Origin of the sequence: Polymorphospora rubra (assembly GCF_018324255.1) — a bacterium.
Taxonomy (GTDB): Bacteria; Actinomycetota; Actinomycetes; order Mycobacteriales; family Micromonosporaceae; genus Polymorphospora; species Polymorphospora rubra.
This window is the reverse complement of the sequence record NZ_AP023359.1, coordinates 694,975-709,192: the sequence shown is the minus strand read 5'-3', so window position 1 is coordinate 709,192 and position 14,218 is coordinate 694,975. Positions and strand designations below refer to the sequence as shown.

Here is a 14,218-nt window from a genome sequence, read left to right as displayed (position 1 = left end):
CGCGATCGATGTTTGACAGCGTCGATATCTGTGTGTGAATGTTTGGGCGAGGCCGGTACGGGAGCCACCAACCGGTGCGGGAGCCAAGGGCAGCTCCTCCACCTCTCTCGCCCCCTGCACGCCGCAGGGCGCGTCGATCCCCGCACCGCGCACCGTGTGCCGGTCCGGGCACTCGCGCCCACACACCTCTCGACGTGCCGGTGGGAGAACCGTCTGCTCAGCGCACCCACGAGAGGTAGCCCTACATGCGCAGAAGTCTTGCCGGTGTGCTCGCGGCCGTCCTGGCCGCCGGCACGGTGGCGGTGACGGCGCACGTCGTCGTCAGCACCGCGTCACCGGCCCTGGCCGCCGCTTCGGAGCCGTACTCCTGGAAGAACGTCCGGATCGACGGCGGTGGCTACGTGCCCGGGATCGTGTTCAACCCGACCGAGCGAAACCTGATCTACGCCCGCACCGACATCGGCGGCGCCTACCGCTGGGACCAGGCCGGCCAGTCCTGGACCCCGCTGCTCGACCACATCGGCTGGGACCGGTGGGGCTGGAACGGAATCGTCAGCCTCGCCACCGACCCGGTGCAGACCAACCGGGTGTACGTCGCGGCCGGCATGTACACCAACAGTTGGGATCCGAACAACGGGGCGATCCTGCGCTCGACCGACAAGGGCGCCACCTGGCAGGCCACCGAACTGCCGTTCAAGCTCGGCGGCAACATGCCCGGCCGGGGCATGGGTGAGCGGCTCGCCATCGACCCCAACCGCAACAGCATCCTCTACCTGGGCGCCCCGAACGGCAACGGGCTGTGGCGCAGCACCGACCACGGCGCCACCTGGGCCAAGGTGGCGAGCTTCCCGAATCCGGGCAACTACGCCCAGGATCCGAACGACCCGAACGGCTACCTCGACCACCGCCCCGGTGTGGTGTGGGTGACCTTCGACAAGCGCACCGGCACCGCCGGCAACACCACCCAGAGCATCTACGTCGGGGTGGCCGACAAGGAGAACACCGTCTACCGCAGCACCGACGGCGGAACCACCTGGTCGCGGCTTGCCGGGCAGCCGACCGGCTTCCTGGCCCACAAGGGCGTGCTCGACACCGTCGGTGGCTACCTCTACATCGCCACCAGTGACAACGGCGGTCCGTACGAGGGCGGCAAGGGCGACGTGTGGAAGTACGCCACCGCGACCGGCACCTGGACGCAGATCAGCCCGGTGCCGTCGAGCAGCACCGACCTCTACTACGGCTACAGCGGGCTGACCATCGACCGGCAGAACCCGAACACGCTGATGGTCGCCACCCAGATCTCCTGGTGGCCGGACGCGATCATCTTCCGGAGCACCGACGGCGGCGCGACGTGGACCCGGGCCTGGGACTTCACCAGCTACCCGAACCGCAGCAAGCGGTACACCATGGACATCTCGTCGGTGCCGTGGCTGAGCTGGGGCGCCAACCCGTCGCCGCCGGAGGAGACGCCGAAGCTCGGCTGGATGAACGACTCGGTCGAGATCGACCCGCACGACTCCAACCGCTTCATGTACGGCACCGGCGCCACCATCTACGGCTCCACCGACCTGACGAAGTGGGACACCGGCGGCCAGATCACCATCCGGCCGATGGTCAAGGGGCTGGAGGAGACCAACGTACTCGACCTGATCAGCCCGCCGGCCGGCTCGGCGCCGCTGGTCAGCGCCCTGGGCGACCTCGGCGGTTTCCGGCACACCAACCTCGACGCGGTGCCGCCGATGCTGTTCACCCAGCCCGGTTTCACCAGCGGCACCAGCCTCGACTACGCCGAGACCAACCCGGGCGTGATGGTGCGGGCCGGCAACTTCAACGACGCCGACCGCCCCAACGACAGCCACGTCGCGTTCTCCACCGACGGCGGTGCCAACTGGTTCCAGGGCAGCGAGCCGGGCGGCATCAACGAGGGCGGCACGGTCGCCGCCGCGGCCGACGGCAGCCGCTTCGTGTGGGCGCCCAAGGGCGTCGGGGTGCACTACTCGGTCGGCTTCGGCAACTCCTGGACCCAGTCGACCGGCCTGCCCACCGGCTCCACCGTGGAGTCCGACCGGGTCAACCCGAACAAGTTCTACGGCTTCGACGCAGGCAGGTTCTACGTCAGCACCAACGGCGGGGCGAGCTTCACCGCGACCGCCGCCAGCGGGCTGCCGAGCACCGGCAACGTCAAGTTCAAGGCGGTCGCCGGCCGGGAGGGCGACATCTGGCTCGCCGGTGAGACCGGCCTGTACCGGTCGACCAACTCAGGCGCCTCGTTCACCCGCCTGTCCAACGTGGCGGACGCGGTGAACGTCGGGTTCGGCAGGGCGGCGCCCGGACAGACGTACCCGGCGGTGTTCACCGTCGGCACCGTCGACGGCGTGACCGGCGTCTACCGGTCCGACAACACCGGTGCCGCCTGGGTGCGGATCAACGACGACAAGCACCAGTACGGCAACGCGGGCGAGGCCCTGACCGGTGACCCGAGGGTCTACGGCCGGGTCTACCTGGGCACCAACGGCCGGGGCATCCTGGTCGCCGACCGGCTCGGCGGGCCCACGTCGCCCCCGCCGACCACGCCGCCGCCGACGACCCCTCCGCCCACCACGCCGCCGCCGACCACGCCTCCGCCCACGACGCCGCCACCCACGACGCCGCCGCCGACCACGCCGCCGCCGGGCGGTGCCTGCGCGGCGACGTACCAGGTGACGAACTCCTGGCCGGGCGGGTTCCAGGGCGAGGTGACCGTACGCAACACCGGCACCTCGCCGCTGACCGGCTGGGTGGTCGGCTGGACGTTCCCGAACGGGCAGAGCATCTCCCAGCTCTGGAGCGCCAGCCACACCCAGACCGGTTCCGCCGTCACGGTCCGCAACGTCGCCTGGAACGGCAACCTGGCGGTCGGTGCGTCGACCACGTTCGGCTTCACCGCCAGCTGGACCGGCGCCAACGGGGTGCCGTCGCCGGTCACCTGCGCCCGGGGCTGACCGGTCGGACACCGTACGCGGGCCGGCCCGCCCGGCCCGCGTACGGCCGCTCCGCCCGTCGGAACGCCATGTCCGCATGGTCGGCGGGGTGCCCGTGCCGGGCCGACTTCCGCGTGATTCGGATCGGCACCGCGCAACTCGGATCGACTCTCCGCGATGGTCGACCTACATTCCGTTGCAGTGTGGTTGCCGACGGTTCCCGTGTGGACCGTCCGCCGCCACACCGGGCAGTGGAACGAACGTGCCGGCCCGACGAGCGGGGAGGCGTGCCCACGCCGCGGCCCTGCCGTCCCGCCGGACGTTCGCGCCGGTGCCGCGAATAGGCGGGGGTGGCATGGAGGGGCAGGCGGAGCTGGAACGTGACCTGCTGCGGTCGGTCGACGCACTGCGTGACGCGCTGACCTTCCTCGTCCGGTACGACCAGCTGACGGCGCTGTCGCGCGGCGAGCCGGCGGGCAGCGGCGGGTCGGTGCTGGCCGACCGGGTCCACGAGGGACTGGCGGCGGCCAACCGGGTGCTGGTCGGGGTGCGGGCCGGGCGGTGGTCGGCGCCGTGCCACCTGGACCCCGCGTGCCCGCACCGGCCCGACTGCGGCGGCCCGCCGTCCTTCGGGGCAGGCGCCCAGGAGCCGCCCGGGTCGTGGGTTCCCCGGATCGGTCACGAACCGGGGGAGTGACCGCCGCTGGTCCGCAGCGTCGTCGACGGGGGTACGTCGTATCTCGCCCGGTAGGCCGCCGCGAACCGGCCGAGATGTCCCCAGCCCCAGCGGTTCGCGACGGTCGCCACCGTGGTCTCGCCGGGTTCGGCCCGGCGCAGGTCCTCGTGGGCCTGCGCCAGCCGGGCACTCTTCAGGTAGGCCATCGGTGACTGGCCCAGGTGTCTGCGGAACCCCTCCTGGAGGCTGCGGACGCTGGCACCGGCGATGTCCGCCAGTTCGCCGGAGGTGAAGCCGTGGGCGGGGTTGGCGTCGATCGCCTCCATCGCCCGCTTGACGGTACGCGGCCGGCTGGGCGGTGCCGGCTGGGCCAGCTCGTCGCGGTACCGGTGGTCGGTGGCGAGCAGCAGCCCATTGATCATGCTCTGCACGACCTGCCCGGCGATCAGTGGATGGCCGACCACGCTGCCGCCGTTGTGGAACTCGTCGCGGATCAGGATCGCCAGGCGGGCCCAGCTCAGCCCGGCTCCGGCAGCCAGGTCGACGTGGTTTTCCAGGTCCAGCGGCTCGCGGACCGGCCGGTCGAGCAGCGCCGACAGTGCCGCCTCCAGAGCGGGCCGTTCGATCTTGATCGAGAGCAGTCGGCCGTTGTTGTCCCAGGAACGGATGCGGGTGGCCCCTTCCGGCCGGTAGACGCAGGCCCGCCGGGGATGGGCGACGAAGTGCCGGCCGCGGTGCTCGTTGTCGAACCGGCCGGACAGCGGCATGTTGACGTGGTACGCGAGGAGGTCGCCGGCCATGATCGTGGTTTCGGCGCTGTACCGCAGCTCGCCCACGGTGATCGGGCCGAGGCGCATGACGTCGACCGAGGCCGCGAACGGCGTGCCCGCGGGGGCGGTGACCCGGACCGGGTAGTAGAACTCGTCGCAGAGTTCTCGGAACCGGTCCAATTTGGTTGTGGTGAAAGATGACCGGCCGGTCCACCTGCCGGTATGCATGTCCGTTGCTGCCCGCATACGCTGAGTATTGCCGAGTGGGTGGGGTGATCCAATTCTTCCGGGCGCGTCGATGATCTTGGCTGCTCGTGGCTATCGCTCGGGCTGCGGCCTGGCCGACTCGGCGGCCCGCAGGCTGCCGAGCAGTTCGCGCATCGCGGCGAGCGAGGCGCGGGCCTCGACCGCCACCTCGTCGAGCCGGTCGCGCTCGGCGGCGGTCAACACCCCCTGCGCGTGTTCGAGCACCGCCGCCCGAAGGCCGGCCGAGATCCGGGCCCGTTCGGCCCGCGACGCCTCCACCGCCCGCGCGGTGACCTCCGCGACCGCGTCCCGCTCCCGGGCCACCGTACGGTCCCGGCGGACCCGAACCGTGAAGCCGGCCGCCCACACCGCACCGAGCGCCACGAGCAGCACCGCCGCGAGCGTGGCCGCCATGGCCCCGCCGACCGCCAGCGTCGCCGGCTCACCGGCGAGCCGGCCGTCGGCGGCGGCGGTCGCCACCAACGCGACACCGAAGCCCGCCGCGGCCGCCGGCGCCGCGAGCCAGGTCGCCCACCTCGGCCGTCCGTACGCCGCCACCGAGTAGACCGCCGCGAACTCCGGTCCGACGGTGGACAGCAACACCCACACCGCGTCCCCGGGCAGCCGCGTGTAGAGCGCCGCCGCCGGCCACAACGCCGCCGAGCCGACGACCGCCAGCAGGACCAGCCAGGGCCGGTCCCGGCGCCAGAGCAGCGGTACGGCGTGCAGGATCATCAACAGCGCCAGCAGCACGGTCGTCGCCGGCGCCAGCACCGGCGGCCCCTCCCAACCCGCCAGCAGCCCGCCGGCCAGCGGCACGACGGTCGCCAGCGCGACCGCGCTGTCCAGCGCGCGGGGCCCCCGCCACCACCACCCCGCCCGGGCGGACCCCGGCTCGGCCCCGGCCGACGAAGAGCCCTCGGGGCCGCCGGCGACCGGCAGCACCGCCCGGACCCGCCAGCCATCGCCCCGGGCACCCGCCTCGCAGGTCCCTCCGAGTGCGGCGGCCCGCTCGCGCATCCCGAGGATGCCCCGACCGGAGCCCAGCCCACCCGCGCTCGGCCGCACCGTTGCGCCCTCGTCGTCGACGACCAGCACGAGCGCGTCGTCGGCCACCGTCAGACAGACCCGTACGGCGCCGCCGGGAGCGTGCCGCAACGTGTTCGTCAACGCCTCCCGGGCGATCCCGTACGCCGCCTCGGCCACCGCCGAACCGGCGTCGACCGGGGCGACGTCGAGGGTGATCGGCTGTCCCAGCCGCCGGAAGCCGTCGGTCAGTTCGCCGAGCCGCTCGTCCAGCCCACCCGGCCCGGCCTGGTCGGTCGTACGCATGACCGCCACCAACCGGTGCAGCGCCGTCAGCGTCTCCCGCGCCGTACGCGCCGAGAACTCCAGCGCCTCGGCCGCCAGCTCCGGTCGGCGGTCGGCCAGCCGTTCGGCGGCGGTCACCGTGACCACGATGGAGGTCAGATGGTGGGCGCTCACGTCGTGCAGTTCCCGGGCCAGCCGTTCCCGTTCCATCCCGGCCGCCCGCCGCTGCTCCGCCTCGGCCTGGGCCAGCAGTTCGGCCGCGTCGGCACGCGCCGCGTGCCACCGCCGCCGGCCCCGCCCGAGACCGGCGGCGAGCAGGTAGAGGGTGACGCTGAAGAGCAGCCCGCCCACATAGCCGCGCCCTGTCTCGTACAGCCCGACGGTCAGCACCGCCTCCATGAGGATGACGGCGGCGGTCGCGGCGAGCGCGATCCGTGCCGGCCGGCGCGCGGCGACCGCGTGGAGCGCGACCATCTCGGCGATGGCCAGGCCGATCAACGCCTCGGGCGAGGTGGCGAGGTAGCCGAGCTTCGCCACCGTCGACACGGTGGCGAGCACCCGGACCGGCGCGCGGTCCCGCCAGTTGAGCGCGACGGCGACGAGCGCCGTCGCGACCACGCCGGCCGCGACCGAAACCCGGTCCGGCCGCTGGCCGGCGAGCAGGGCCGCACCCGGCCAGACCGCCAGCTGCGCCGTCACCAGCAGCAGGGGGGTGAGCCAGCTCCGAAAGACCCTCATGACGGGTACGACGATAGAAAATGCGCGCGACCTGGGCCGGCGGTGTGGGGCCTGCCGTGTTTCCCGTCGCAGTGCACGCCACGCCCGCCCGTGATCGGGGATGCCGGGCGGTGGCCGGACCGGGATGCTTACCGGGTGACCATGCCCCCGCCCGGAGTCGCGTACCACCGCCTGGCCCGTACCACCCGCCACCGCTGGTGGCGTCCGGTGCTCGGCACGCTGCTGCTGATCGCCGGCTTCCTGGTGTTCAACTGTCTGCTGCTCGCCGCCGCCGAGGTCATCGGCACACTCACCGACCGGCCGCGCGACGCCGACGGCCTGCCCGACCTCGGCCCGATGCCGGACACCGCGCTGCTGCTGCTCAGCATCGCCGTCGCGTTGCCGGTGGTGTATTTCGCCGCCTGGGCGGTGCAGCGCCGCCGCCCGGGAACGGTGTCGTCGGTCACCGGACGACTGCGGTGGCGCTGGCTCGGGGTGTGCGTGCTGGTCGCCGTACCGGCGGTCGGTGTCCTGCTCTTCGGCGCCTCGGGCCTGGCCGCGGTGACCGGCGACGACGTCGACCTGGCCCTCGGTGGCTGGGTCGGCTGGCCGACGTTCCTGGCCGGGCTGGCGATGGTGCTGCTCCTGGTGCCGTTCCAGGCGGCGGCCGAGGAGTACGTCTTCCGCGGCTGGCTCCTGCAGGCGGTCGGCGCGTTCATGCGCAACCCGTGGCCGGCGATCGGATTCCAGGCGCTGCTCTTCGCGGCCGCCCACGGCTGGGGCACCACCTGGGGGTTCGCGAGCCTCACGGTCATGGGGGTGGTGACCGGCTGGCTGACGATACGCACCGGCGGCCTGGAGGCGGCGGTCGCGCTGCACGTGGTCAACAACGTGGTCGCCTTCGGCTTCTCGGCCGCGGCCGGGACACTCGAGGCCGACGAGACGCTGGCCGACGCGCCGTGGCAACTCGCGGTGGTCGACGCGGCGGTCAGCGTCGGGTTCGCGCTGGTGGTGCTGTGGCTGGCCGGGCGGCGCGGACTCACCACGCTGGCCTCGCCGGCACTGCTGGAAGCACCGGTCCGGCCGCGCGCGACGCCACCGGCCGTCCCGACATACCCGGCGCCCGGTGTCGGGTACCCGCCCGGGATGGCGTATCCGCCGCCCAGCACGGGGTATCCGCCGCCAGGGGTGACGTACCCGCCGCCCAGCACGGGGTATCCGCCGCCGCTACCGGGGCAGGTCTATCCGCCGCCGTTGCCGGGACAGCTCTATCCGTGGCCGACTGCGCAGCCGCACCCGTGGCCAGCCGCGCAGCCTCACCCGTGGCCGGTCCAGCCCCCGGCCGGGCCGGTGGGCCCTGGCGGGCAGCCGCCGACCGGGTCGCCCGGGTCAGTGCCGCCGGGGCTGATGCCGCCGGGTCCGCACGTTGCGCACCCGGCGGCGGAGCAGGTGGCACCGGACCGGCCGGACGGTGCCGGGAACACCGGTGCCGGCCCCGATCGGCCGGTCGCTTCCTGAGCGGGACCGATCACCGGGCGGATACGCCGCCCGGCCGGTCGGCGTCGACGAACTCGATCCGCTCGTCGTGGTCGTCCCGGGAACGCGAGACGGCCGCCCGGGCGGCGGTGCCGACGGCCCAGCCGAGCGCGGCGCCGACCACGCCCGCGCCGATGATCCAGGCCCACGGCAGCGACGACGACGTACGCCGCCCGGCGAGGGCGTCGAACGCCGCGCCGGCCCGCTGCCACGCCTCGTCGGCCACGCTCGCGACCCGGTCGCCGGCCTCGTCGGCGAGGTGTGCCGTGCCGCGGCCGGCCGAGCGCGCCGTGTCGCCGGCGCTGTCGAGGACCGAGCTGAGGTGCTGCCAGGCCTGATCGGCGATCCGTTCGGGCTTGCTGCGGCGATCCAGCAGGTTGGTTCCGAACATCGTGCTACCTCCTCAGGTGCCGAACGAAGTGGCCACTTCGGACAGAGGCGTCAGTTCGGCGCGGAATGATGTCTCGGAGGTGCCCGCCCGGGTACGGCGGCAAACCCACGGACGGCGGGTTCGCTCCGTGGGCGTTCTTCACCGGCCCGGGCGGGGTGCGCGGGATGGGAGGGTGGGTCAGCGGATCGAGACGACCGCCGGCCGGGCGGCGAAGTCGTCGTCATCGTCGTCATCGTCGTCGTCCCCGCCGGGACCGAAACCGCAGGCCAGGACCAGGGCCAGCAGTGCTCCCACACCGGCGAGACCGAGCAGCTTCTTCAACATCGTGTCCTCCAGATCCTTGCTGTCGGATCTTGCTGTCAGATCGGTGCTGTCAGATCTTTGCTGTGGACCCGTCCGAACCGAGGCTAGTGCGGGCGGGCAAGCGACGTACCCGATCGACCCGGCCCCGGGGCGGGCGCTGGGCTGTTCCGTACCCAGAAGGCCCGCCGCCGTACCGCGCGGCGAGGTCGGGCGTGAGGTACGGCGACAGGTGGGCACCGGAATGCCGGGTGTGGCTGGTGGGGCAGGTCACCCCCGGCGACACCGCCGGGACGGTGCCGTGGCGGGCCCCTCTAGGGTTCCGGAGTCCGCTGACGGGCGCCCACACGACGGGGGCCGGCGGGCTATCGGCGCGGTGTCCGTGCGGGTCTGACCGGCCCGGCGGGCGCCGTTCGCCCGGTGGCCCGGGTCAGTGCGGTGCGGTCGTGCCGGAGTAGGAACAGACCTCGATCAGGTTGTGGTCGGGGTCGCGCAGATAGACCGAGACCATCGGCCCGACCGCGCCGGTGCGGTCGACCGGGCCCGCTTCGACGGGTACCCGACAGGCGGCCAGGTGGGTCAGAACGTCGGCGAGCGGCCCCCGACTGACCAGGCACAGGTCGGCGGAGCCCGGGGTGGGGCGGTGGGCGGCCGGCGCGATCTTCCGGCCGGCCTGATGCAGATTGATCTTCTGGTTGCCGAAGGCCAGCGCCCGTCGGTCGGTGCCGAAGACCACCGGTCGCATGCCGAGCACCCGACGGTAGAAGTCGACCGTGCGGTCGACGTCCGCGACGGTCAGGACGAGATGGTCGACCCGCTCGATCTCGATCACCGGCCGCACCTCCCCAACGCCTCCATTCTCGCTGGTCGGGGTGGTGACCGCCGGTGGAACGCCCGATCGGCGCCCGGGCCACGGACGGAGCTGCCCGCCGTCCGGGCGGATGGCTCGGCCGACCGGCTAGTGTGGGGTGCGCAAGGGCCGGTTTGAGTTGTCCGATCATGGGGAAAGATGTTGCCGACTGTCCTGGTATGGGCAGATTCGGAGCCGGATGGATCCGGGGAAACCCAGGGACCCCCGGGGTAGCGGCCACACCGGGGTAGGAATACTCTCGGTCGCGGCCTGCGTACTGACGAGGCACCCGGTTGCGGGTGAGTGGAGGTGATCGCGTGAGCCTGTCGATCGTCACGTCGACGCTGCCCGGCGGTGTGGTGGAGATCGCGCCGGACGGGGAGATCGATGTCGACTCGGCGTACGAGGTTCGCGAGGCGGTCGCCTCGGTGCTCGCCAAGAGCCGTCCGACCCGGATCCAGCTCAACATGCGGCAGGTCAAGTTCATCGACTCGGTCGGCATCAGCGCCATGGTCGCCGGCTTCCAGACCGCCGAGGTCAGCGGCGTCAAGCTCGTCGTGACCGAACCGAGCCGCTTCGTGCACCGGCAACTCTGGGTCACCGGCCTGCTCGGCCTCTTCGGCGCGCCCGAGCCCTACTTCTCCGGAGCGGCGCAGACACAGCTCCCGACCGGCTGAGTCGCCCGTCGTTCGCACCGGGTCCGCCACGCCGGCGGCCCGGTGCGGCCGTTCCGGCCCCGCACCCTTGTCCCGCCCAGCCCGGTGCGGAATAGTCCGGTCGTGACATGGCCGCGGATGGGCACCGCTCTCGTCCGGCGCTATGTCCTGCTCGGCCCGATCGCCCGTGGCGGGGTGTCGATGGTCTACCAGGCCGTCGACACGCACTCGGCGGAGAACCGGGCGGTCAAGGTGCTCGCCCCGGCGATCGCGGACAACCCGCGCGCCCGCGGCAACGTCCGGCGCGAGGCGATCATCACCGATCGGCTGCGCCACCCGAGCGTTCCCCGCGTCTACGACTACGGCGACGCGCCACTGCCCGACGGCACCCTACTGCCGTACGTGGTGCTGGAGTTGCTCAGCGGCCTTCCGCTCGCCGTCCGGCTGGCCAGCGGGCCGCTGCCCTGGCGGGAGGCCGTCCGGATCGCGGCGACCGTGGCCGACGTACTCGCCGTCGCGCACCGCCGCGGCGTCGTCCACGGGGATGTACGGCCGGAGAACGTCATGGTCACCCGCGCCGGAATAAAGATCATCGACTTCGGGCTGGCCACCACGGTCGACACCCCGGCGCCACGTGGACCGGGTGCCGGCCAGCCGGCCGACGACGTCTACGCCCTGGGCGTCCTGCTCTACCAGATGGTGACCGGCCGTTCCCCGTATCCGGGGGTGCGGGCCGGCGGGCCACCCACCGCCGTACGGCTGCCGGCGCTCGCCCCCGCGCCGGTCCTCGCCGTACCCGGGCTGCCGCCCGAGATCGCCGACCTGTGCCGGGCCTGTATGGCCAAGCGGGCCGCCGACCGTCCGACGAGTACCGCCGTCGCCCTCGCCCTGTGGTCCATACCGGACGGTGCCCGGGCGGCTGTTCCGGTCGCCCGTCGGCGGATCCCGCTGCCCAGCGCCTGACCGGACACCGTCGTCCGCCCCGGCGGCGGCCGGCTCCGTCACTCGACCCGGCCCGGGCTCCGTCACCCGGCGGCCCCGGCTTGTCACCGGCGGCGGGCCGGGCTTGTCACCCAGCGGCGGCCCGTCGGCTGGCCATGATCGCGAGCACCTCCCGGCGTACGGCCTCGGTCTCCTGCCGGCGGTGCGAGAACCGCACCACGAGGATGCCCACGGTGGCCAGCAGCGCGTCCCGGCGCAGGTCGATCTCACGCTGCCGGGGATCGCCGTGACTCGCGGCGCCGTCGAGTTCGATGTCGAGCCGCTCCGCCTCGGCATACAGGTCGAGATAGAAGGTGCGCCCGCCGACCCGGATCGGTGCCTGTCGTTGGAACCGTGGCATTCCCGGTCCGGTGAACACGTGGTCGTGTCCCCAGATCTCCAGCGCACTGTGGCAGCCGGCGGCCAGCCGGTCGAGCAGTCGTCGAAGCTCGGCGCGGCCGGCGAGCTTCGGCACCCCGACCAGCACGTCGATGATCCGGCCGGGGGGTGGTGCGCCGGTCGTTGACCGCCCGGATCACCGGTGCCGCCCGGTCGACCGCCGGCAGTAGCGGCCAGGCGTCGACCAGCGTCTGTTCGATCCGGGTGACCGGCATGTCCCGCCGGTTCAGTACCACCAGGTTCCGGCGTTGGTGGACCACCACCTGGGGTCGGCTGCGGATGCCGGCTCCCGCCGGAACACTGAGGTGCAGCGCCTCGCCGACCGCCTGCTGCCGGAACCCCCACACGTCGAGCGCGGTCGTGTGGCTGAGCGCTCCCCGGTCGGCGAGATAGGCGACCGCGGCGCGGTGGGCCAGGCTCCGGTCGAGGCGTGCCAACACGGCCGCCCCGGTTTCGTGGCCGTCGACCGGACCGGACAGGAGTGCCGGGTCCAGGTAGACGCCCGGGAGCACCCGGCGCAGCTGACCGGTACGGCAGGCGCCGTCCAGGCCCCAGGGCGGGACGACCTGGCTGGCTTGGGCGCGGCTGACCAGACCCCCGCACCGGTCCACGAACAGCCGGAGTTCAGGATGCACGCCGTCGACCGTGCCACGGACGGGTGGCCGAAGACAGCGGCGTTCCTACGCCTGTGGACAACGGCCCGGCGGGTCTGTGGACGACGGCGCTGAACGCGCTTGATCATCAGTTGTCGAACTGTGCGACACGCCGCCGAAGTGCCGGAAAACGACTGACGATCACGCCGAGGGGGCGGCGACGCGGGCCGAGGGGGCGGCGACGCGGGCCGGGGGAGACGGCAACGCCGGCCGGGTGGCCCGGAGGCGGCGGAGCATCCGACCGTCCTCGAAGCCGACCGCGCGGGCCGCCGCCTCGGCCGTCGCGCCGTGCCCGATCAGGTGCTCGGCCCGTTCCAGCCGGAGCAGGTGCTGGTAGCGCAGCGGGGTCAACCCGGTCACGGCCGTGAACCGCCTGCTCAGGGTGCGTTCGCTGACCCCGCAACTCGCGGCCAGGGCGGCCAGCGGCAGCCGTTGCGTGAACCGCGCGTCGATCAGGTCCTGCGCCCGGTGCACCAGGTCGCTGAGATGCCCGCGGTGCCGCAGCATCGTGCTGGCCTGCTGCTCGTCGCCGTTGCGGCGGGCGTAGACCACCATCGACCGGGCGACCCGCGCGGCGGCCGCGGGACCGTGCCGGACGGCGACGAGGTGGAGTGCCAGGTCGATTCCGCTGGCGATGCCGGCCGAGGTCACCACCCGGTCGTCGACGACGTACAGCACGTCGCGGACGACCCTGGCCCGGGGATGACACCGGGCCAGCTCGTCCTGGAGGTCGTGGTGGGTGGTGCAGCGCCGCCCGTCGAGCAGACCGGCCCGGCCGAGCAGGGCGGCGCCGGCACAGACACTGGCCACGGTGCCGCCGGCCGCGTGGTGATCGGTCAGCCGCCGGATCGTCGCCGGGCCGACGTGTCCGTGGCGGTGCAGGGTGGGCGTCCGCCAGCCGGGTACGACGACGAGATCCGTCGGGTCCAGGTCGGGCCAGACCGTGCCGGCCCGTACCGGCAACCCCTGTGCGGTGGGTACGTCCTCCTGCTCCGCGACGTAGCTCAGCCGGTAGTCGTAGCCGAGCTGGGCGGCGGTGGAGAAGACCTGCGCCGGACCGGCGAGGTCGAGCAGGTGCAGCCGGGGCAGCAGCAGGAAGACGACCCGGGACACGATCCGGTCAGCTGCCCGTCGGTGCGCCGGTCAGCTCGGCGACGGTGCGGATGGTGGCGAACCGGCCGGCGAGCGCGTATTCCGTACGGGCGACGATCTCCTGCGGGTGCAGGGTGCGCGGGTCGGCGAGCAGTTCGGCGACCGACAGGTCCACCGGCGCGTCCCGGTGCGGGATCGGGTTGGTGGCGGTCGCGTCGGTGACGAAGGTGACGTCGAAGCCGAGGTCGGAGCCGACCCGCGCGGTCGTCTCGCAGCACTGCTCGGTGCGGATGCCGGCGATCGTCAGGGCGCGGATGCCCCGGGTGGTGAGCAGCTGCTGGAGCCCGGTGGTGGTGAACGCGTTGTGCGAGGTCTTGGTGATCAGCGGTTCGCCGTCGTGCGGGACCAGGCCGTCCATCAGCCGGACGTGGCCGCTGGCCGGATCGAAGACCGTGCCGCTGCCCGGCTCGCTGTGCAGGACCCAGACGACCAGGTCACCGGCGGCGCGGGTGGCGGCCACCAGCCGGTCGACCTGCTCGACGATCGCCGGATTCGAGATCGTCGACCACAGCGGCCGCCGGCGGAAGGACTCCTGTACGTCGATCACGACGAGTGCGTTTGCCATGGTGTCAGCCTCGCCCCTGATCGACCTGCCCGGAAGGCACCATCATGCCTCGCCC

The 14,218-nt window shown here is 73.1% G+C and carries 13 protein-coding genes; 5 read left to right on the top strand and 8 right to left on the bottom strand.

Annotation, left to right across the window (positions count from 1 at the left end):
- The first annotated feature begins 245 nt into the window (after positions 1 to 245).
- Both Prubr_RS03105 and Prubr_RS03100 read left to right on the top strand, forming a co-directional pair.
- Positions 246 to 2,981 carry a cellulose binding domain-containing protein gene (locus Prubr_RS03105; protein ID WP_212821447.1) on the top strand — a complete coding sequence of 912 codons (2,736 nt, stop codon included), beginning with the start codon at positions 246 to 248 and terminating at the stop codon, positions 2,979 to 2,981.
- Between the two features lie 334 nt (positions 2,982 to 3,315).
- The gene (locus Prubr_RS03100) at positions 3,316 to 3,657 is read left to right on the top strand and encodes a hypothetical protein (RefSeq protein ID WP_212821438.1); all 342 of its coding nucleotides are present in this window, start codon (positions 3,316 to 3,318) and stop codon (positions 3,655 to 3,657) included.
- Here Prubr_RS03100 and Prubr_RS03095 read toward each other — a convergent pair.
- Both Prubr_RS03095 and Prubr_RS37590 read right to left on the bottom strand, forming a co-directional pair.
- Entirely contained in the window at positions 3,639 to 4,586 is a 948-nt protein-coding gene (locus Prubr_RS03095) for an AraC family transcriptional regulator (protein ID WP_212821435.1), read from the bottom strand. The two genes, Prubr_RS03100 and Prubr_RS03095, sit on opposite strands and share 19 nt — an antisense overlap.
- A 138-nt stretch (positions 4,587 to 4,724) precedes the next feature.
- Positions 4,725 to 6,701, bottom strand: a complete 1,977-nt coding sequence (locus tag Prubr_RS37590) for a sensor histidine kinase (RefSeq protein ID WP_212821433.1) — start codon at positions 6,699 to 6,701, stop codon at positions 4,725 to 4,727.
- 141 nt (positions 6,702 to 6,842) lie between these two features.
- Here Prubr_RS37590 and Prubr_RS03085 point away from each other — a divergent pair, with 141 nt between their 5' ends.
- Complete coding sequence (locus Prubr_RS03085) at positions 6,843 to 8,198, top strand: CPBP family intramembrane glutamic endopeptidase (RefSeq protein ID WP_246568831.1); 1,356 nt, start codon at positions 6,843 to 6,845, stop codon at positions 8,196 to 8,198.
- A gap of 10 nt (positions 8,199 to 8,208) precedes the next feature.
- On the opposite strand, the gene Prubr_RS03080 is transcribed toward Prubr_RS03085, so the two are convergent.
- The 3 genes from Prubr_RS03080 to Prubr_RS03070 all read right to left on the bottom strand — a co-directional run bounded on the left by Prubr_RS03080 (position 8,209) and on the right by Prubr_RS03070 (position 9,739).
- Positions 8,209 to 8,607, bottom strand: coding sequence for a hypothetical protein (locus Prubr_RS03080; protein ID WP_212821430.1), 399 nt, complete (start codon positions 8,605 to 8,607; stop codon positions 8,209 to 8,211).
- Positions 8,608 to 8,784: 177 nt separating this feature from the next.
- On the bottom strand, positions 8,785 to 8,931 hold the full coding sequence (locus tag Prubr_RS03075) for a hypothetical protein (RefSeq protein WP_212821428.1): 147 nt from the start codon (positions 8,929 to 8,931) through the stop codon (positions 8,785 to 8,787).
- A gap of 406 nt (positions 8,932 to 9,337) precedes the next feature.
- Positions 9,338 to 9,739 carry a VOC family protein gene (locus tag Prubr_RS03070; RefSeq protein ID WP_212821426.1) on the bottom strand — a complete coding sequence of 134 codons (402 nt, stop codon included), beginning with the start codon at positions 9,737 to 9,739 and terminating at the stop codon, positions 9,338 to 9,340.
- A 335-nt stretch (positions 9,740 to 10,074) separates the two neighbouring features.
- On the opposite strand from Prubr_RS03070, the gene Prubr_RS03065 reads away from it, so the two are divergent.
- Both Prubr_RS03065 and Prubr_RS03060 read left to right on the top strand, forming a co-directional pair.
- A complete protein-coding gene (locus tag Prubr_RS03065) occupies positions 10,075 to 10,434 on the top strand; it encodes an STAS domain-containing protein (protein WP_212821424.1) in 360 nt (119 codons plus the stop codon).
- A gap of 102 nt (positions 10,435 to 10,536) precedes the next feature.
- The gene (locus tag Prubr_RS03060) at positions 10,537 to 11,376 is read left to right on the top strand and encodes a serine/threonine-protein kinase (protein WP_212821422.1); all 840 of its coding nucleotides are present in this window, start codon (positions 10,537 to 10,539) and stop codon (positions 11,374 to 11,376) included.
- Positions 11,377 to 11,482: 106 nt separating this feature from the next.
- On the opposite strand, the gene Prubr_RS03055 is transcribed toward Prubr_RS03060, so the two are convergent.
- From Prubr_RS03055 to Prubr_RS03045, 3 genes are all read right to left on the bottom strand, one after another.
- A complete protein-coding gene (locus Prubr_RS03055; RefSeq protein ID WP_212821420.1) occupies positions 11,483 to 11,881 on the bottom strand; it encodes an endonuclease domain-containing protein in 399 nt (132 codons plus the stop codon).
- Positions 11,882 to 12,587: 706 nt separating this feature from the next.
- Positions 12,588 to 13,559: a GlxA family transcriptional regulator gene (locus Prubr_RS03050; RefSeq protein WP_212821418.1), complete on the bottom strand. Its 972-nt coding sequence runs from the start codon at positions 13,557 to 13,559 to the stop codon at positions 12,588 to 12,590.
- 7 nt (positions 13,560 to 13,566) lie between these two features.
- Complete coding sequence (locus tag Prubr_RS03045) at positions 13,567 to 14,163, bottom strand: isochorismatase family protein (RefSeq protein WP_212821416.1); 597 nt, start codon at positions 14,161 to 14,163, stop codon at positions 13,567 to 13,569.
- Between the last annotated feature and the right edge of the window lie 55 nt (positions 14,164 to 14,218).

Coding starts and splice junctions, on each gene's coding strand:
- Prubr_RS03075 (WP_212821428.1), bottom strand. CDS start 8,931: ATGTTGAAGAAGCTGCTCGGTCTCGCCGGTGTGGGAGCACTGCTGGCC.
- Prubr_RS03045 (WP_212821416.1), bottom strand. CDS start 14,163: ATGGCAAACGCACTCGTCGTGATCGACGTACAGGAGTCCTTCCGCCGG.
- Prubr_RS03105 (WP_212821447.1), top strand. CDS start 246: ATGCGCAGAAGTCTTGCCGGTGTGCTCGCGGCCGTCCTGGCCGCCGGC.
- Prubr_RS03100 (WP_212821438.1), top strand. CDS start 3,316: ATGGAGGGGCAGGCGGAGCTGGAACGTGACCTGCTGCGGTCGGTCGAC.
- Prubr_RS37590 (WP_212821433.1), bottom strand. CDS start 6,701: ATGAGGGTCTTTCGGAGCTGGCTCACCCCCCTGCTGCTGGTGACGGCG.
- Prubr_RS03085 (WP_246568831.1), top strand. CDS start 6,843: ATGCCCCCGCCCGGAGTCGCGTACCACCGCCTGGCCCGTACCACCCGC.
- Prubr_RS03080 (WP_212821430.1), bottom strand. CDS start 8,607: ATGTTCGGAACCAACCTGCTGGATCGCCGCAGCAAGCCCGAACGGATC.